The sequence below is a fragment of the Butyricicoccus pullicaecorum genome, assembly GCF_002160355.1.
Classification (GTDB): domain Bacteria; phylum Bacillota; class Clostridia; order Oscillospirales; family Butyricicoccaceae; genus Butyricicoccus; species Butyricicoccus pullicaecorum.
In genome coordinates this window covers 1-18320 of sequence record NZ_NFKK01000005.1, presented here as the reverse complement: position 1 = coordinate 18320, position 18320 = coordinate 1, and the positions used below count along the sequence as shown (strand labels likewise).

The following is an 18320-nucleotide window of genomic DNA, read 5'->3' as shown; positions in this document are numbered from 1 at the left end:
TAAAATTTCAGAGGGAGTCTTTTTATATCCTAGAAAGTTTTGAGATTAGGCATAGCCTCCTTACTTGATTTGGTCGATTTGTCCGGACTGAATCGCATCCAAATGCGCGGCAATGCGTTCCTCTGGCCAATCCCACCACCGCAATGCAAGCAAAGACGCAATGGTATCGTCAGGAAATCGCTTGCGAATCGGCTTTGCCGGGACACCGCCAACGATGGTATAGGGCGGAACATCTTTTGTCACAACCGCTCGGGTTCCGATGATTGCCCCGTCTCCAATGGTCACACCGGCCAAGATAACCGCCTCATATCCAATCCACACGTCGTTTCCAATCACAATATCTCCCTTATAATCCCAAGCTCTGGCTACCTGCGCCCGCTCGAGTCCCCATTCTTCAAAGAAAATCGGAAACGGATAGGTAGAAAGTGAAGTCAGGCTGTGATTGGCACTGTTAAAGAGAAATTTTGCGCCGCAGGCAATGGAACAGAATTTGCCGATGATCAAGCGATCGCCATTGATGGGATAATGGTATAAAACATTATTCTTCTCAAATTCCGTCGGGTCATTTACAAAATCATTGTACATGGTGTAGTCGCCAACGATGATATTCGGATTGGTGACGACTTGGTTTAGATAAACAGTCTGGTCATCTCCCGTGCGGGGATAAATCTTTGCTTTGTTCATGTTTCAGTCCTCCTTGACTGGATGGTTTGGAAAAAAACCACATGATGGCATAACAAAAGGCCGCAAACAAACATTGTCTGCGACCTTACATACAAATTTCATGTCATTAACCTGTAAAATGGGTATAAAAAACCAAGGCAGTTCGATTCTGCCCTGCGTTTCCGGTGTTACAGATCAAATTTCCCAAACGGCTCCGCACAATGTTTCATGGTATCAACTTGTGTGGAGCCCAAAGCAATGCAAATTTTCCCGAATTGCACGGTGCTCACCTCGCTTTGCTGTCACCATTACTATATCCAATCTGCTCCCCTGTGTCAATGGTGCTCTGTGCTGGATGCACGGCTATTTTTCACCGGTAAATATAGCTCGCACCGGTAAGGCGTGCCGCTATGGAACTCGGCCTTGCCGCCGTGTGCTGCGGCAATCTGGGACACCAGCCGCAGTCCCGTACCGTGGGCAGCTCCGCCGTCCGATTCCAAGGTTTGAGGTGCATTTGTTTGTGTCATTCCCGCCACAGTTCCGCCTTCGACCCAGAGAACGAGCTGTCCTCCCTCTGCCCTGGCTCCCAAGTGAATGGAACAACCGGGTGCGTTGTGCCGCACGCAGTTCACAAGCAGGTTGTTCACGGCACGGCGCAGCAAAAACGGGTCAGCCTCGATGTCTGGCAGCCCATTTTCCGGCAATTCCATCTCAAAGTCAAATCCTTCTGCCATGCCGCCGTTGAGAAAATCTGCGGCGACCTGCCGCAGGAAGACTGCAGGCTGCAACCGCTCTTTGCGCAGCGCCTGCATTTCACAGTCCAGCCGCATGGTCAGATTCAGGTCGTTCACCAAGTCTCGAATGACCTGACTTTGCGCCCGAATGGCCGTTGCCTGCCGCTTGTGTTCTACTGTCAAGTCGTTCGCGTCTTCCAACTGCGCGGCATAGCCCATCACCACTGAAAGCGGTGTGCGGATATCATGCGAAACGCCGTTAATCCAGTTTGAGCGAGCTGCATCTCGAATCTGCTGATCTTGTCGGAACCAGCGGCGCACCGCCAGCCACGCGAGTGCCAGTACGCTGCCCAATGCCAACAGGAAAAATCCGATCAACCACGCCGGGGTCTGGAGCAATGTCTGAGTGCTCATCGCCATGTCGTGTTTCCACACGCTGCCCTTGGGTGCACCGGCCACCAGCAAGCCGTCGTCTCGAACCCGACACAGCACCGGGTAGTCGTTTAAATACCATCGCGTAAAGGCTGCCACATCGGTGATCGTATACTGTTCGGGCACATCCTCCGGCTTGCGAAATTCCCATACCACCTGTCCCGTCTCGTCCAACAGCATGGCCCATTGGTTGGCTTTCAGCAGCTCTTCACCGGTAAAGGCATAGCCTGTTCCGTCCCAAGTCAGGGTATCGGACAGTTTTGACACAGGAATGCTCCAATCCTGCCCATATACCGTATTGTAGTAGACAAAGGCAAATATTCCGAACAGGGTCACGGCGGCGATCAAAAGCGATGACACGGTCACCAGCATGACGCCTTTGAGCAATCCACGCAGCTTCATGATAGTTCCTCCCGTTTGAGCCGGTAGCCAAGGCCGCGTACAGTCAGCAGGAACTTGGGGTGGGATGGGTCGGCTTCCACCTTTTCCCGCAAGCGGCGGATATGTACCATGAGTGTATTCTCATATCCGACCAGTGGTCCGTCCCACAGCGCTGCGCACAAGGCATCTATGGTCACGATGTTCCCCCGTGCCTCCCACAGCTTTTTCAGCAGGGCAAATTCCTTTGCCGTGAGTGCGATTTCCTCACCGTCCCGTCGCACGGTTCCCTTTCCCCAGTCGATCTCGGTGTCTCCCAGTTTTGGTGTGCTGGGTTTCTCCCGATAGACCCGCCGCAGCACGGCACGCAGGCGCAGCAGAAGCTCCTGCGGTAAAAACGGTTTGGTGATGTAGTCGTCCGCTCCGAGGCCAAGCCCCCGCAGCCGTGCTTCGTCCTCGTCCCGTGCCGAGAGGAACAGCACTGGTACATCCCGGATTTCCCGCAGCTTGCCCAGCAGCGAAAACCCGTCTCCGTCCGGCAGCATCACATCCAGCAGTACTGCATCCGGTTTGGTCGTGCAAAACCGCTCCATCGCCTGTGTGCAGGACAGGGCTGCGATGACCGCATAGCCCGCTCGGGTCAAAATCTCCTGCACCATGCGCTGAAGTGCGGGCTCGTCATCCACAATCAATATCTGATAGGCCATTTCCCGGCCTCCTTTGCTTTGTTCTGTCTCCATTATAGAAAAAAGCCTGCCCATCGTCCAGCCGCCCCGTCTGAAATTTCAGGTAATCGTAAGGTAGGCTTCATGGATGTGTAAGGCAGGTGCGCTATGATAGATTGCGCAAGGAGGTCTTGTCATGAACATTATCCAAACGCACGATCTGTGCAAACAATACGGGAATGCCCTGCGGGTATCCCATCTGAATCTGAATGTCCCCGAGGGCAGCATCTACGGTTTTCTCGGCCCCAACGGTGCTGGAAAGTCCACGACGCTCAAAATGATCTTAGGTTTGGTGCGTCCGACAGCGGGCAGCATCCGCGTACTGGGAAAGGATATGGACAGCAGCAACCGTCTGTCAGTTCTGCGTCAGGTGGGCAGTCTCATCGAGAGTCCCAGCTACTACGGCCATCTGACCGGCGAGGAAAATCTGCGCATCGTCCAGACGCTTCGCGGCATTCCCGAGAAAAACATCCGTGAAGTCCTGCAAATCGTCCGGCTGGACGGTCAGCGGGAAAAGAAAGTCGCTCATTACTCGCTGGGTATGAAACAGCGTTTGGGGTTAGCGGCTGCGTTGCTGGGCTATCCCAAGCTGCTCATTCTGGACGAACCCACAAACGGACTGGACCCGGCGGGCATTCAGGAGATGCGCGAGCTTATCTGTGACCTGCCCGGCCGGTTCGGCATGACCGTAGTGGTGTCCAGTCACCTTTTGAGCGAAATCGACCAGATGGCCAACCATGTTGCAATCATTCGCGAGGGTGAACTGGTATTTCAGGACTCTCTGGAAGCGCTGCACGGCAGAAGCCGTCACCATCTGGCGCTCCGTACCACCAACAACGCCATCGCGCGCCGTCTGCTGGCCGAACAGTCGGTGCCCTGCGAGGAAGAAAACGGTTATCTCATCCTGCCCATTCTGTCCGACGAAGTCGCCGCCCAGCTGACCGGTTTTCTGGCTGGCAACCGTCTGGGAATCGTCCGGCTGGAAGAACGGCAAAAGAGCCTTGAGGACATCTTCCTCGACCTGACCGGAAAGGCGGCGAGCTTATGACGCTGCTGAAACTGGAATTTTACAAGTGCCGTCGCCGGAACATCGTGCTGATCTGTGCCGCCATACTGGCCGTGCAGTTCATTTGGATGACGGCGTATTTCTCCCGGCAGGACGCCGAGGATCTCAAGTGGGGCTGGATGCTTCTGCTCTACAATCTGTCCACGGTAGATGCCATCATCCTGCCGCTCAGTGTGGCCACGCTGGCCAGCCGAAACTGTGAACTCGAGCACAAGGGCAGCACATGGAAGCTGCTCGAAACCATGGCCACGCCCGGTCAGCTCTACACCGCAAAGCTCGTCTGGGGTGCGCTGGTACTGGCCGTCCTGCTCATCATCCGCTCGGCGCTCTTTCTGGGCGTAGGCATCGCGCAGGGCTTTCAAGGTGCGATTCCCTGGGGTCGGTTTGGACTGTTTACCCTGCTCTCCTGGGCGGTGTCCATGATGGTCTATGCGCTCCAGCAAGGGTTATCTCTGCGCTTTGCCAATCAGGCCGCCGCGCTGGTGTGCGGCATTGCAGGCAGCTTTCTGGGCATCCTGTCCATGCTGTTTCCACCGGCTCTGGTTCGGTGCGTGCCTTGGGGATACTACGGTTTACTGTCGCTGGTTTTTATGGACTGGAACGAAGTCACACGCGTGACCCGGTTCTATTGGCATGCGCTTCCGGCGACCGATGTTGCGCTGCTGCTTCTTTGGATGGCGGTATTCCTGATTGCAGGCCGGGCGCTGTTTGTCAAAAAGGAGGTGTAAGACATGCTGCTTCGCTGTCTGCATGCAGAACTGCAAAAATGCCGTCGTTCCCCGGTATGGCTGGCCTTTCTGGTACTGCCCATCTTTCCCGCAATTCTGGGAACCGGGAACTATTTAAGCAATCTGGACGCGCTGGGAAACGGATGGTACAGTCTGTGGAGTCAGCACACGCTGTTCTCCTCCATGTTCTTTCTGCCTGCGCTGCTGGGTGTGTTCTGTTCCTGGCAATGGCGGCTCGAGCACACCGACCACAACTGGAACAGCTTTCTCACCGCCCCGGTACCGGTGCGCGATCTGTATGCGGCAAAGCTGATTCTCGCTGCCGGGGTGTCGGTACTGGCACAAGGCTGCATCGGGGTGCTGTTCCTGCTCAGCGGCAAAATCGCCGGGCTCTCTGCTCCCATACCGCCCGAACTGCTCTCGTGGCTGCTCTATGGTGCGCTGGGCGGGGTCGCGGTCTGTGCGGTACAGCTCTTTTTGAGCCTCATCATCCGTGCCTTTGCCCCGCCGGTGGCCTTGGCTCTGATCGGCGGCATTGCCGGTCTTTTGTTCACGGCACGCGGTCTGGGCTATGCCTTTCCCTACTCGCTGTTATGTCTGGGCATGCGCGCCAACAACCCCCAGATGGTGCTCAGCCCGGTTCCCTTCCTGCTCTCTGTGCTGATCTACGGTATTGTTTTTGTTTTCCTCGCGCTTCGGTATCTCAAGCGGCGTGAGATTGCGGCAGAATAGCCCTCCAAAACTTGCAAATTTGTCTGTTTTCGGTTGCAATAATAGGAAAAGGAGGAATCTATGATACCAGAATCCATACGGAACGCGGACAGCCATCTGCGGGCGCGGCGCAAGCCGGGTCATCCGGGGATTGTGTATCCAAATCATATCCGAAAGAAACGACAAAAGGAGGACAAACTGTATGCGAAAACGAATATTGAGTCTCTTGATCGTCCTGGCCCTTTGCCTGGGCCTGCTGCCCGTCACGGCGCTGGCGGCAGACGGAATTGAACTCTATGTAGGCGGTCAGCTAATTACAGAAAGCGGATGCTATGAAAACCAAGACGGAACTTGGACAAAAGTTGACGGTACGGAACCTGCCAATGGTCAGTTTTCCTATGACGCCGACAGCGTCACCCTTACGCTGAATCAGGCGAAGATTGTTAACTATCAAGATGTGACTGTTGGAGGAGGTTTCACATATCCCGGTAGTGTGATCGCTTTTAGTCAGTCTGCTGATGTTTCTCTCAAAATAGTAGTATCCCAAGGAACGAGTAACATAACGGGAACCGGCGGAATTCGTGTGGTGTCCAAGGCTGGCGATGCCTCCTTGTCTATCTCAGGTCCTGGCAGCTTAGAAGTCAATGTGGATAGGAACGATTCAGGAATTACGCTTATTGGTTCAAAGAATGTGAACCTTAACATAGACGGTGCGGATGTTAAGACTTTAGCTGCGTATTATTACGGAGTTGATTTACACGCTGGTGATGGGTTCAAAGCTGCTGCTGTGGTGAATAATGGAAAACTGACCGCCGGCGGCAGTGGCGGTATAGGAATTTACTATCGATGGACTAACCCCAGTGACAGCGGTACTTCCAGCCTGACCGTCAGCGGCAACGCAGTGGTGGATACCAGAGACAGTAAAATATTGATTGCTTCACAAGCAAGTGAAGTTCAGGTTAGTGCAGGTAGTGATGGCAACGGCGGTATCGTCTTTGACGGCAAGAGCGGCACTGTGTACGGCGATGTGACCTTGCAGGAGGACATCACCATTGGCGAGGGCGAGAGCCTGACCATCCCGGATGGTTCCTCTCTTAACAGTAATGGCAAGCTAACCAACAACGGCACCATCAATGTGGAGAGCGGCGGCACTCTAACAGGCGATGCGGGCGGCGAAGTTGTTTATGCTCCCGCCATCACGACCCAGCCGACAGCCCAGACTGTGACCGAGGGAAACACTGCCACCTTTACCGTTGCGGTCACTGGCGAAAACCTGTCCTATCAGTGGCAGCAAAGTACCGATAACGGAAGCAGCTGGACGGATATTACAGGCGAAACCAACGCCACCTATACCATTGCGACTACCACAATGGACATGAACGGCACGCAATACCGTTGTGTTGTGGAAAACAATATAGGTAAAGTGACAAGTGACGCCGCCACATTGACCGTGACCGCCATTCCTACCTACTCCATAACGATGGAAACCGACGGCAACGGCACCGCGTTCGCTTCCCAGACTTCTGCTCCGGAAGGAACGACCATCACCCTGACCGCTACGCCGAACAGCGGCTATCACTTTGACCGTTTTGAAGTCGTTTCCGGTCAGATTACCATTACGAACAACACCTTTACCATGCCGGCGAGAGATGTGACCGTCAAGGCAGTCTTTGACCGCGATTCCAGCGGTGGCGCACACCATCCGGATGCCGGCAGCACAACGACGACCTCTTCCGACCGCTATGAGATCGAAACACCGTCCGATGTCGAAAACGGCTCGGTCAAGGTAAGTCCCTCCAAGGCCGAAAAGGGCGACACGGTCACCGTGACCGTCACCCCGGACGACGGCTATCAGCTGGACAAGCTCGCGGTCTATGACGAGGACGGCGACAAGCTCGACCTGAACGACAAGGGCGACGGCAAGTTTACCTTCCAGATGCCGAAGGGCGACGTTTCCATCGAGGTATCTTTCGCGCCGATCGAGGACGAGACCCCGAAGGCGGATTTCTCCGATGTCCCGGCGGATGCCTGGTACGCAGAGGCCGTCCAGTACGTCTATGAAAACGGCCTGATGACCGGCACGAGCGACACGACCTTCTCCCCCGATCTCACCACCTCCCGTTCCATGATCGCCACCATCCTCTGGCGTATGGCTGGCAGTCCGGTTGTGAACTACGCGATGGACTTTGCCGACGTACCCGCAGATCAGTGGTATGCCGAGGCTGTCCGCTGGGCTTCCAGCGAGGGCATTGTCGGCGGCTACGGCAACGGTTCCTTCGGCACCGGCGACCCCATCACCCGCGAACAGTTCGCCGTCATGCTCTACCGCTTCGCACAGAAGCAGGGCTATGATGTGAGCGTAGGCGAGAATACCAACATCCTCTCTTATACCGATGTCTCGGCTGTCAGCGAATATGCCATCCCGGCGATGCAGTGGGCGGTCGGCAGCGGTGTCATCACCGGTATGGGCGACACACTGGCACCGCTGGGCGAAACCACCCGCGCACAGGCCGCAATGATGCTCATGCGGTTCTCCGAGCAGTATGCTTAACTCCTCCCTTTCTCCTTTTGTCAAAAAAGAACGCTTGTGGTTGTACAAAGCGCTCATTGTGTCCGACCGGTATTCATGGTAAGATAATGGTAACGACTCATCGAGGAGGCTGCATCTATGGACGTACAGATTGCACCCGGACAACCCGAACGACTGGAAGAATATCTGGAAATTCTGCGCGACAGCGCACTCTATGAACACTACTATGCGCCCGACGAAGAACGCACGCTGCGCGCAATCCTGTCCGATGCGCTGGCACGCGGTGCGGTCCTCATCGCCTATCGACATACCGGCGAAGCCGTCGGCCTGATGCAGTGCGAATGGCAGGGCATGTTCGGTGCGTGGCCGTATCTGGCTCTGCTCGGTGTCAAAAAGCAATGGCGCGGTCAGGGTGTCGGTCACAGCCTGCTGCAAGCGTTTGAGCGCATTTCTCGCCAGATGGGTGCGCGTCAAATCTTCATCTGCGTCAGCCACTTTAACCCCCGTGCCCGTGCGCTGTATACCTCGTTCGGCTTCCGCAAATGCGCGCTGATCGATGATCTGTACCGCGACGGTATCCGGGAAAACGTCCTGCGCAAGCGCTTGGACGACTGAAAATCTCACAGGACACAAAACAGCCCTCCGGGATACGCTCCCGAAGGGCTGTTTGCTTCTTCTTTTGTTACTCGGCTCGCTCGATGAACTGGAAGCGCTCGACATCAAACATGCCCATGTCGGTAATGCGCAGAGACGGAATGACCGGCAATGCCATAAAACTCAGGGTGATGAATGGGTCGGCAGTCTCTGATACGCCCATTTCATGCGCTTTCTGACTCAGCTCTTCCAACCGAACGGTCAGATGATCGGGCGTGTCCTCGGACATCAAGCCGCAAATCGGAAGCGGCAGCGTGTCCACGACCTTTCCCTGCCGCACGATGGTATATCCACCCTGCACGCGCGTAAGCTCCTGCACCGCCGCCAGCATGTCGGCATCGTTGGTGCCCACGACAATCATATTGTGCGAGTCATGGGCGACTGTGGTCGCAATCGCGCCATTCTGCAAGCCGTATCCGCGAATCAGTCCCACACCGATGTTGCCAGTCTCGTGGTGGCGTTCCAGTACAGCAATCTTACACAGCGTTCCCTGCGCAAGCGCCTGCGGCACCTCTGCCTGTGCCATCCAAGCCGTGTTGGTCAATATCTCATGCGGCACCATTTCCATGACCGGCTGCATGTCATCCGGGTAACGCGGCAATGCAAAGGGGTGTGCGGGAAGCGCACCGACGTGCACCGACTCGCGCAAGGCCTGTGTCGGGTGCTGCACCGAAATTTCTTCATCGGGATCGACCGGCGCACCGTGATGGTATACCTGATGCGGCATCCACGATTCCAAGTCCTCCCATACGACCAAATCCGCCCACCAGCCCGGTGCAATCGCACCGACTCTGGGCAGTCCATAAATCTGCGCCGCGTGAATGGTCGCCATCTGCAAGGCCGACATGGCTGGCAGTCCGCAGGCGATCGCCTGCTTAACGCACCATCGAATCGTGCCCTCTCTGTGGATGTCCGCTAGGTGCTTATCATCGGTGCAGAACGCCATACGCGAGACGCTTGCGCCGTCGGCAACGACACCCTCAATGATGGCCTGTAAGTTCCTGCACGCGCTGCCTTCACGCACCAGAACAGCGATGCCCGCACGCAGCTTGGCGCGCGCTTCCTCCCACGTAGAAGATTCATGGTCGGTCTGGATACCCGCCGCTGCATATGCCTGCAAGGCTTCACCGGTGAGTCCCGGTGCATGTCCGTCAATCGGCCGTCCGGCAAACAAATCCAGCTTTTCACAGACCGCTTGATCGTGCGACAGGACACCCGGGACGTTCATGACTTCCCCCAGTCCCAGCACGCCCGGTTCATCCGCAATCTCGCGCATCTGCTCTGCATCCAGCACGCAGCCTGCATGCTCAAACGGGGTCGCCGGTACGCAAGACGGCATCTGCACATAGTAATTGATGGGCAGATCACGGGTTGCATCCAGCATATACCGGATGCCTGCCGTACCGGCAACGTTGGCAATCTCATGCGGGTCGGTAATCAGCGTCGTGACACCCCAGCGCAGTTCCTCCATGCAGTAATAGCCCGGTGCAGCCATAGAGGACTCTACGTGGCAGTGCGCGTTAATGAGTCCCGGACTGACATACCGCCCCTGTAAGTCAATCACGGTCTCTCCTGTTTCATAATGCCCGATTCCGGCAATCTTTCCATTGGCAATCGCAATGTCTGCCGGATAAATGCTGCCTGTAAAGACATCCACAATCTTTGCATTCCGCAAAATCAGCTGGGCTGGAATCTGATTCTGCGCTACATCAACCAGACAATGCTCCATAACCAAACTTTCCTTTCTTTGCGCTTACACGAAGATATACTTGAGAATAAACACGATCGCAAGCACATACATCAGCCAGTGAATCTTCTTATCCTTCACTTTGCCCGAAATCAGATTGATGAATACATACGAAATGACACCAAGCGAGATACCCTCGGAGATCGAATACATAAACGGCATGGCAATCGTTGCGATGAACGCCGGTACCGCTTCGCTCATATCGTCAAAATTGATCTTCACGATGGTTTCCAGCATCATAAAGCCGACAACGACCAGAGCCGGTGCGGTTGCAAAAGACGGAATCGCCAGAAAAATCGGCGACAGGAACAGCGAAAGTCCAAACAGCAGTGCCGATACGACCGAGGTCAGACCGGTGCGGCCGCCTGCAACGACACCCGAAGAGCTCTCGACAAAAGTGGTGACCGTCGAAGTACCCAGCACAGCGCCTGCCGTCGTGCCGATTGCATCGGCGAGCAATGCGCCCTTGATCTTGGGCAGCTTGCCCTCTGCATCCAACATATCTGCCTTGGACGCAACACCGATCAGCGTGCCCAGCGTATCAAACAGATCGACAAACAGGAACGACAGCATAATGGTGACAAAATTAAAGCTGAGCAGTCCGGTAAAGTCCATCTTAAAGAAGGTTGCCGAGATCGAAGGAATAGAGAATCCCGCGGACAGGTCGGGCAATACCGAGTACATGCCCAGTTCCGGGTTGGGCACATACAGTCCAACCAGCTGGCACACGATACCGATGCCCCAGGTTGCCAGAATACCGATCAGAATTGCACCCGGCACCTTGCGCACCAGCAGAATGACGGTCAGGATAATACCGACCAGCGCCAACAGTGCGCCCATGCCTTCCGAGAAGATACGGCCGTCGGCAATCGCTGCCTTGAACGGATAAATCGCAACCAGCGTCGATCCGTCTACGACCAGCTTTGCATTTTGCAGGCCGATGAATGCAATGAACAGACCGATACCACAGGTAACACCAAATTTTAGCGACTGCGGAATACAGTTAAAAATTGCTTCACGAATGTTGGTCAGCGAAAGCACGATAAAAATAATGCCTTCTACAAAGACCGCTGCGAGCGCAACCTGCCAGGTATAGCCCATTTGCATGACGACGGTATAGGCAAAAAATGCGTTCAGGCCCATACCGGGTGCAAGTACAAACGGATAGTTTGAAAATACCGCCATCAGAATGGTTGCCAAGCAGGCAGAGAGTGCCGTTGCAGTAAAGACTGCTCCTGAATCCATACCCGATGCCGCCAAGATGTTCGGGTTGACTGCAAGAATATACGCCATGGTCATAAAGGTCGTAATTCCCGCAACTACCTCGGTTTTGACATCGGTGTGATGCTCCTGCAAGTGAAATACACGTTGCAACAGACTGGTCATACAATCCCCTTCTTTCTTCTTGTGGTAAAAGTATTGAAAAATAAAAGCTGCCAAAGACAGTTCCCAACGGTGATGTTATACGCTTTCGGGACTGTTTTTGCAGCCATTTCCCAAGTTTATTTCCTCAGTTTTCACAAGGTCTTCTATATGCCTTTATCATATTCTCTTTCACTTAAATTGTCAATATTATACTTCCACTTTTTACGTTCTCCCATTCTTTTCCAGCATTTTCCACAAAGCATTCTTCCGTCTCCACGCAAGACACAATGGTTACATATTTACTGTTTTTGCTCCTCAAACATTTATCATTGTACTGTTTCAATCAACTGCAATTTGACAGGAAAAATGAAAAAAAGACGCCGGCATCACAAATTGATACCGGCGTGAAAAACGGTAGGTCTGAAAGGAGGAGGTAGCTTTCCGTTTTTCTTTATTTGCATGGATTTTGTTGATTAGGCTTGCTGTAAAGTGATCTCTGCGCTGCCGCCATAGAACTCCTTGGCGTTAAAGGTCAGGGTTACCTGATCCTTCGTGCAAGCTGCCTGAATGCGGTCATCCTTGGTAACAACCTTTGCATTGGGCAGATCGAGAACAACCTTGATGGTGTCCTGCGTAAACAGCGGGTCGGACAGTGCAATGGTGGTCTTGCCATCTGCCTGCTTCATCAGCAGAGACAGCGGCTTGGACGACTGTACACCTGCGGTCTTGCCGGCCTCGAAGAAGTTGATCGCCGTGATGTTGTCCTTGGTATCACGTACTGCGTGGATGGTCTTGGAGTTTTCTACAATCTCGATCGAGGGCGCAGCTGCATACTGCTTCATTTCCTCTGCGGTTGCGTTGGGTACCAGAACGTAGCTATACGAATCATCGGTCTTCTTTCCATGCTCATAGGTCATGGTGAAGTACTTTTCGGTAATCATGTTATCGGTCTGGCTGGACACATTGCGGATATCCTTCTGATTTGCCGTAATGGTCGGGGTCTCGATCTTGATTTCCTTGATCTGCGGGAAGTAATAACCCACGCCGGTCTTGAGCGACTCATCCTGATAGCACAGCCACTGCAGGTTGCTGTACTTGCCTTCCTTCACGGCAACCGCCTTGCCTGCCTTATCCTGTGCCGTGACCGTGATCTTGGCATCGGGTGCCGACATACGGTTGTCAATGGTAGTCGTCACGTCACGCTTCTGCGTGTCGCCGATACCCGAACCCAGGAAGACGATCTGATCGTTCATCAGGAACCAGGACTTATTGCCGGTTGCGTTCTTATAAGCGACAAAGTCGTCGGGCAGAAGGCCCTTCTGCTTTGCAACATAGCCGTTGTCATCGCCCAGCTGCATGCCAGCCATGCTGACACCGTCTGCCTTCAGCGATACGCTGCCCGAGAAGGTATTGGTGCCAACCGGGAAGTACACGTAATCATTCTGCTCGGTGCTGCTTGCCGTGTACTTGGGATAGAACTGGCTGCCGTCATACAGCTCCATAATGGTCTTGCGTGCCTCATTCGGAACGGTCGTACCCGGCAGGCGATAGGGATTGACGGTCGTCATATAGTCAATGCCGTACTGCTTGGTCTGGTCAACACCGGACAGGTACAGATAGAACGCGCCGTCGCCCTGGAACCAAGGCTTGAGGTTCTCGCCGCTCATGTACTCGTACTTTGCGATACGGTTGGAGCTGCGCGACAGTGCAAAGGTGAACTCTTCGCCGAGCTGTAAGTTACGATCCATCGCATTGAATACGACACTTCCCGGCTTGACTGCATTTGCAGGCGTGATGGTCGCATCGTTCATAATCGCCATGTAGGGCTCGATTGCCGGCAGGTTGAGTCCCGCTTCGTTGAACTTGACCGGCATGGACTGTACCACATACTTGATCTGCTGCTGCATCTTCTTGCTGTTGCTCTCGGACAGGAAGGTGGTCAGCAGGGTCATCGCCTCGACGACGCCGACTGCATCCGCATAGCCGGTCGTGCTGCGCGATACCGCACGTCCCTTTACAACCTCGGACATATAGCCCTCGTGGATAAGCGGCAGGAAGCTGTTATAAATCCAGTTCTCAATGGTCGAAACCTTATCCTGCGGCTGCCACGGAGTTCCCTTGAGCACGTACAGCGAGGATACTGCCTTTTGCAGGAGCAGCTTGCCGTACGAGCCAGTATATGCAACGCGATGGTGCTGGATAAACGAGCCGTCCGCGTACACACCGTCGGTGTTATTGTTGACGATGTGGTAAGGATCGATGGTGTTAAAGACGGTCATCATGTCGCTGACAGCCTTTTCGATTCGCTTGGTATCGCCCAGCAGCGCACCCTGTACCATACGGTTTGCCGTGATATCGATGAGGTTGGTACCGGTATGGGTAGCCGAGGTCAAATCTACGTCGCCATTCTTACCGTTACGCAGATGATTGTCAAACGCCTTGATGTAGTTTGCAATCAGATTGGCGTCGGCTGCCTGTACATCCTTCTGCATCAGTGCCAGAATCGAAGTGATCTTGGTCGGTACACCGATTTCCCAGTTCCACCAGTTGCCGAACAGCTTACCCTCTTCATTTTTATAGGAAGTGTGCTTGTTATAGACCTCATAGAATGCCTTGAGCGCATCGATGAGCTTCTGCTTGAGCGCTGCATCCTGGTAATACTTGGTGCCGCTGGTCGCGTACGCCAGTGCCATATCGTAGAGATACTGCGCATTCTTGTAGAAAGGATCAGAGGTAACCGGGGTGGCGTTCACAGTCTTGGCATCGCTCATGTCATAACCGTCACCCGAGAACATCACATACGGATTCTTTACGCCCTGGTATGCCGCGAGTGCCTTCTCAGCGTTCTTCTCAATCGCGCTGAGCTTGGACTTTACGACCGCATTCTGATTCATCTCTGCATTGCCGGCCAGATACTGGCAATGATTGCGAATCAGCGTATTGGCCGCTTCCTGTGCATTTACCGCGCTCTTGGTTTCATTCGCGGTTGCTGTCTGGCTGTAATTGGAGACTGCCAGCGCGGGTGCCATACCGGCGTTGAGCAGCATGGACGAAAGCAAAACGCTCGAAATCAGTTTCTTCATAGTCCCACAAAACACCTTTCTTTCTCTTTCCTTACTGACCGAATCAGCATGTGTACAGGTTACTATTAGTAAACCGATTTGTCAATATTATTTCTCGCTTAAAAATTCTATTTTCGCAAAGTAAACAGATTTACTTTTGATTTTTTGTCAGTAATTCATAATCTTATATCCCCACTGTCTTTTCGTCGTTTTTGCAACATTTTATCTGAAATCTTCACGAAATGTACACATTTTTCCAGCCGAACAGACACAAAACCATGTGCTTTGCAGCAATTTCCCAAAAGTGAGAAAAGGATGCAGTCTTCTTTTATTGAATGGACAAAATAGACCTTTTCCAGCCCAGTCAGACCGCTCTATTCTACCAAATTTTCGCTCTGAGCATGCTCACCGAACGCCCCAGAACGCTTGACAAGAGGTGCTGTGCTGCTTATAATGAACATTGTTCATATTGAGGTGATCGAATGAATACTGTTGTGACATCCAAAGACGAAATTCTAAAAATCAGCCGTGAATTGATTCGGCAGCAAGGCTGGTCTGCGGTCAATATCCGATCTGTTGCATCCGCCTGCGGCGTATCGGTGGGATCAATTTACAATTACTTCGACTCCAAATCCGATCTGGTTTCTGCCACCGTTGAAAGCGTGTGGTGCGAGATTTTCCACCGTCCGGATGACGGCGCAATCTTCCACGATACGCTAGCTTGCATCGTCTGGATCTACGAGCGCATGGCGTACGGCTGCAAACAATACCCCGGCTTTTTCACCCTGCATTCTCTGGGGTTCATGCGAGAAGATAAGTCGGACGGAAAACGACGCATGCAGCAAACCTGGCAGCACATTTTACAAGGTCTATGCACGGTCTTGAAGCGTGACCCCAACGTCCGTCCGGATACCTTTACCGATGCGTTCACGCCGGAGAAATTCGCGGATATTTTATTCTCACTCATGCTGTCCGCTTTGCTCCGGCAAGATTATGACCCAAGTACGGTATTGGAACTCACCCGCAGAACCCTGTATGAATCGTCCCACTAAAGCTGTGGGATTTTTCATCCACCAAATTGAACATTGTTCATTTAAAGGAGATATACAAATGAAAGTAAAACGCAACACCCTCCTGCTCCTCGCCTGTCTGGTGTGGAGCGCTGCGGGATTCAACATCCTGCGCATTGGACTGCTCGCCTACCCACCCTATTTGACCGCGCTGAATCTGTGCTTATCCGTCGTTGTCTTTGCCGTCTTTCAAAAATTTATCTTTGGAAGACTGGTCAACAAACATTCGACCAGAATCGGTACTTACGTGGAAGAAAAACACTTCTTTCTCAAGTTTTTTGACCGAAAAGCATTTCTCATCATGGCAATCATGATGAGCGGAGGAATCGGTCTGCGAACAAGCGACATCGCGCCCGATCGCTTTATCGCCGTATTCTACACCGGTCTTGGTGCGTCTCTGCTGCTGGCCGGGCTGCTGTTTGGCCGAAACTACATTAAGGCAGTTTTGTCCGCACCTGCAACCGGCAGCAAATTAGAAAATGGAGGAAATTAACCATGCAAGCAATTATGGAAACCCTGTTTGACGTTGTCTATCTAACATCAGTCATTACAATCGGCTGTCTGATGATCCGCGGCAGCAAAGGAAACCGTCAGTTTCGTCTGTTTGGCTGGATGGCTGTAATCTTGGGTGCTGGTGATGCCTTTCATCTGGTACCACGTGCGCTGGCTCTGTGCACCACTGGTCTGGAGAACTACACTGTTGCTCTGGGCCTTGGCAAGTGGATCACATCGGTCACGATGACTATTTTCTATGTCCTGCTCTACTATGTCTGGCGGCAGCGTTATCAAGTACATGGTCAAAACAACCTGACCGCTGCTGTCTACCTCCTATCTGCGCTGCGTATCATCCTATGCATGATGCCGCAAAACGAATGGCTCTCTGCTGAAGCGCCACTCTCCTGGGGTATTTATCGTAACATCCCCTTTGCTCTGCTTGGTCTGCTGATTATCGTCCTGTTTTATCGCAGCGCAAAGCAGCACAACGATCGAGCATTTCGCTGGATGTGGCTGACGATCGTATTGAGCTTTGCGTTCTATATCCCGGTTGTTCTGTGGGCAGATACCATTCCGATGATCGGAATGCTGATGATCCCTAAAACCTGCGCTTATGTATGGACGGTACTCATCGGATATTTCGCCATGAAGCAGGAATGTAAGTAACGGAGGACTTTTATGAAACGATACATCAATACCGCATTGGTATATGCGATTCTCGCAATGATTGGCGGTGTGTTCTATCGAGAATTCACCAAATTCAACGGTTTCACTGCCAAAACCACACTTGCTTTCTTGCATACCCATTATTTTATGCTGGGCATGGTATTTTTCCTGCTACTTCTCGTGTTAGAAAAGAACTTTTCTTTCACAAATGCGAAAACCGGACGAATCCTGACCGTTTATCACATCGGTTTGAATCTGACGGTTATCATGCTCGCCGTGCGCGGTATTGCCCAGGTTTTAGCCATGCAGCTCTCCCCTGCTGCAAGCGCAGCCATCTCCGGTATGGCCGGCATTGGACACATCCTGCTCGGAATCTCTTTGGTGCTTGTACTGCTTCAGATAAAGCGCAAGGTGTGAAATTAAATATTACCATGTTTTCTACCGTTTTCCGGTAAAAAGTCGATCCCCCGATGCAGATTATCTGCACCGGGGGATCTTTTGCTTTACGCGATCTTCGCCATAAAAGGTGGTACCTTCAACACAGTATGCTATTGATTTGAAAAGAAGAAACTGCGTTGCCGTTAGTATTCAAAATACTACGCAGTGGTGAGGGTTGCTTTTCATTGGAAGAGTAGGAGATGTTTTCACGGAGCATAGCAAGCCGCGTCAACGGGATACCGCCTTATAGCCGAAATTTGGGGAGTGCATCCGATCAGTCAGCAGACTCGTCTGCCAGCTTACGATACTTCTTGTAGCGTGCTTCGATGTCGGCAACTGCCTTCTCGTACAGAGCATCTGCACGATCCGGGAAGTTGTTCTTGAGCGATGCATAACGGTTCTCGCCCATCAGGTAGTCCATCACCTTGCTGGTGTCCGGTTCGGGAGAATCCAGCTGGAACGGATTGAGGCCCTGAGCCGTGCGGCGCGGATCGTAGCGGTAGGTCTGCCAGTAACCGCACTCAACAGCCTTCTTCATCTCGCTCTGCGTGCAGCTCATGCCAGCCTTGATGTGCTGCTCGAGGCACGGGCAATATGCGATGATGATGGACGGACCCGGGTAGGACTCAGCCTCACGGATGGCCTTGAGGGTCTGTGCCTGGTCGTAGCCGATTGCAACCTGAGCGACGTAAACATAACCGTAGTTCATGAAAATTGCGCCCAGATCCTTCTTGGCGATGTGCTTACCGCCAGAAGCGAACTTCGCAACTGCAGCGGTCGGGGTTGCCTTGGACGACTGACCACCGGTGTTCGAGTAAACCTCGGTGTCGAGTACGAGCAGGTTGACGTCCTGGTT

At 53.1% G+C, this 18320-nt stretch carries 15 protein-coding genes and 1 pseudogene; 9 read left to right on the top strand and 7 right to left on the bottom strand.

Annotated elements, in window-relative coordinates:
* Nucleotides 1-60 precede the first annotated feature (60 nt).
* The 3 genes from B5F17_RS05900 to B5F17_RS05890 all read right to left on the bottom strand — a co-directional run bounded on the left by B5F17_RS05900 (nucleotide 61) and on the right by B5F17_RS05890 (nucleotide 2914).
* On the bottom strand, nucleotides 61-684 hold the full coding sequence (locus B5F17_RS05900; RefSeq protein WP_087371801.1) for a CatB-related O-acetyltransferase: 624 nt from the start codon (nucleotides 682-684) through the stop codon (nucleotides 61-63).
* Nucleotides 685-998: 314 nt separating this feature from the next.
* Nucleotides 999-2231: a sensor histidine kinase gene (locus B5F17_RS05895; protein ID WP_087371799.1), complete on the bottom strand. Its 1233-nt coding sequence runs from the start codon at nucleotides 2229-2231 to the stop codon at nucleotides 999-1001.
* A complete protein-coding gene (locus B5F17_RS05890; protein WP_087371796.1) occupies nucleotides 2228-2914 on the bottom strand; it encodes a response regulator transcription factor in 687 nt (228 codons plus the stop codon). The genes B5F17_RS05895 and B5F17_RS05890 overlap by 4 nt, the downstream gene beginning before the upstream one ends.
* 154 nt (nucleotides 2915-3068) lie before the next feature.
* Between B5F17_RS05890 and B5F17_RS05885 the strand changes: the two genes are divergently transcribed.
* The 5 genes from B5F17_RS05885 to B5F17_RS05865 all read left to right on the top strand — a co-directional run bounded on the left by B5F17_RS05885 (nucleotide 3069) and on the right by B5F17_RS05865 (nucleotide 8582).
* On the top strand, nucleotides 3069-3980 hold the full coding sequence (locus tag B5F17_RS05885) for an ABC transporter ATP-binding protein (RefSeq protein WP_087371792.1): 912 nt from the start codon (nucleotides 3069-3071) through the stop codon (nucleotides 3978-3980).
* Entirely contained in the window at nucleotides 3977-4726 is a 750-nt protein-coding gene (locus B5F17_RS05880) for an ABC transporter permease (protein ID WP_087371791.1), read from the top strand. Before B5F17_RS05885 ends, B5F17_RS05880 begins: the two co-directional genes overlap by 4 nt.
* Before the next feature lie 3 nt (nucleotides 4727-4729).
* Nucleotides 4730-5458 (top strand): ABC transporter permease, encoded by a 729-nt coding sequence (locus B5F17_RS05875; RefSeq protein WP_087371788.1) that lies wholly within the window; start codon nucleotides 4730-4732, stop codon nucleotides 5456-5458.
* Nucleotides 5459-6128: 670 nt separating this feature from the next.
* Complete coding sequence (locus tag B5F17_RS05870; protein WP_162608094.1) at nucleotides 6129-7988, top strand: S-layer homology domain-containing protein; 1860 nt, start codon at nucleotides 6129-6131, stop codon at nucleotides 7986-7988.
* 117 nt (nucleotides 7989-8105) lie between these two features.
* A complete protein-coding gene (locus B5F17_RS05865; RefSeq protein WP_016147044.1) occupies nucleotides 8106-8582 on the top strand; it encodes a GNAT family N-acetyltransferase in 477 nt (158 codons plus the stop codon).
* 67 nt (nucleotides 8583-8649) lie between these two features.
* On the opposite strand, the gene ade is transcribed toward B5F17_RS05865, so the two are convergent.
* From ade to B5F17_RS05850, 3 genes are all read right to left on the bottom strand, one after another.
* Nucleotides 8650-10350 (bottom strand): adenine deaminase, encoded by a 1701-nt coding sequence (ade, locus tag B5F17_RS05860; protein ID WP_087371781.1) that lies wholly within the window; start codon nucleotides 10348-10350, stop codon nucleotides 8650-8652.
* Between the two features lie 24 nt (nucleotides 10351-10374).
* Nucleotides 10375-11754 carry an NCS2 family permease gene (locus tag B5F17_RS05855; protein ID WP_087371778.1) on the bottom strand — a complete coding sequence of 460 codons (1380 nt, stop codon included), beginning with the start codon at nucleotides 11752-11754 and terminating at the stop codon, nucleotides 10375-10377.
* 452 nt (nucleotides 11755-12206) lie between these two features.
* Nucleotides 12207-14816 (bottom strand): polysaccharide lyase 8 family protein, encoded by a 2610-nt coding sequence (locus B5F17_RS05850; RefSeq protein ID WP_087371775.1) that lies wholly within the window; start codon nucleotides 14814-14816, stop codon nucleotides 12207-12209.
* Between the two features lie 461 nt (nucleotides 14817-15277).
* Here B5F17_RS05850 and B5F17_RS05845 point away from each other — a divergent pair, with 461 nt between their 5' ends.
* Genes B5F17_RS05845 through B5F17_RS05830 form a run of 4 tightly spaced genes read left to right on the top strand, consistent with a single transcriptional unit; the run spans nucleotide 15278 to nucleotide 17443 of the window.
* Complete coding sequence (locus B5F17_RS05845) at nucleotides 15278-15847, top strand: TetR/AcrR family transcriptional regulator (RefSeq protein WP_087371772.1); 570 nt, start codon at nucleotides 15278-15280, stop codon at nucleotides 15845-15847.
* A gap of 58 nt (nucleotides 15848-15905) precedes the next feature.
* The gene (locus B5F17_RS05840) at nucleotides 15906-16358 is read left to right on the top strand and encodes a hypothetical protein (protein ID WP_087371769.1); all 453 of its coding nucleotides are present in this window, start codon (nucleotides 15906-15908) and stop codon (nucleotides 16356-16358) included.
* A gap of 2 nt (nucleotides 16359-16360) precedes the next feature.
* Entirely contained in the window at nucleotides 16361-17026 is a 666-nt protein-coding gene (locus B5F17_RS05835) for a hypothetical protein (RefSeq protein WP_087371766.1), read from the top strand.
* Between the two features lie 12 nt (nucleotides 17027-17038).
* On the top strand, nucleotides 17039-17443 hold the full coding sequence (locus B5F17_RS05830; RefSeq protein ID WP_087371763.1) for a DUF2871 domain-containing protein: 405 nt from the start codon (nucleotides 17039-17041) through the stop codon (nucleotides 17441-17443).
* A 295-nt stretch (nucleotides 17444-17738) separates the two neighbouring features.
* On the opposite strand, the pseudogene B5F17_RS05825 reads toward B5F17_RS05830, so the two are convergent.
* Nucleotides 17739-18320: pseudogene (locus B5F17_RS05825) on the bottom strand (pyruvate:ferredoxin (flavodoxin) oxidoreductase); the annotation flags it as partial.

Coding starts and splice junctions, on each gene's coding strand:
- B5F17_RS05890 (WP_087371796.1), bottom strand. CDS start 2,914: ATGGCCTATCAGATATTGATTGTGGATGACGAGCCCGCACTTCAGCGC.
- B5F17_RS05840 (WP_087371769.1), top strand. CDS start 15,906: ATGAAAGTAAAACGCAACACCCTCCTGCTCCTCGCCTGTCTGGTGTGG.
- B5F17_RS05855 (WP_087371778.1), bottom strand. CDS start 11,754: ATGACCAGTCTGTTGCAACGTGTATTTCACTTGCAGGAGCATCACACC.
- B5F17_RS05845 (WP_087371772.1), top strand. CDS start 15,278: ATGAATACTGTTGTGACATCCAAAGACGAAATTCTAAAAATCAGCCGT.
- B5F17_RS05900 (WP_087371801.1), bottom strand. CDS start 684: ATGAACAAAGCAAAGATTTATCCCCGCACGGGAGATGACCAGACTGTT.
- B5F17_RS05865 (WP_016147044.1), top strand. CDS start 8,106: ATGGACGTACAGATTGCACCCGGACAACCCGAACGACTGGAAGAATAT.
- B5F17_RS05830 (WP_087371763.1), top strand. CDS start 17,039: ATGAAACGATACATCAATACCGCATTGGTATATGCGATTCTCGCAATG.
- B5F17_RS05850 (WP_087371775.1), bottom strand. CDS start 14,816: ATGAAGAAACTGATTTCGAGCGTTTTGCTTTCGTCCATGCTGCTCAAC.
- B5F17_RS05885 (WP_087371792.1), top strand. CDS start 3,069: ATGAACATTATCCAAACGCACGATCTGTGCAAACAATACGGGAATGCC.
- ade (WP_087371781.1), bottom strand. CDS start 10,350: ATGGAGCATTGTCTGGTTGATGTAGCGCAGAATCAGATTCCAGCCCAG.
- B5F17_RS05835 (WP_087371766.1), top strand. CDS start 16,361: ATGCAAGCAATTATGGAAACCCTGTTTGACGTTGTCTATCTAACATCA.
- B5F17_RS05880 (WP_087371791.1), top strand. CDS start 3,977: ATGACGCTGCTGAAACTGGAATTTTACAAGTGCCGTCGCCGGAACATC.
- B5F17_RS05875 (WP_087371788.1), top strand. CDS start 4,730: ATGCTGCTTCGCTGTCTGCATGCAGAACTGCAAAAATGCCGTCGTTCC.
- B5F17_RS05895 (WP_087371799.1), bottom strand. CDS start 2,231: ATGAAGCTGCGTGGATTGCTCAAAGGCGTCATGCTGGTGACCGTGTCA.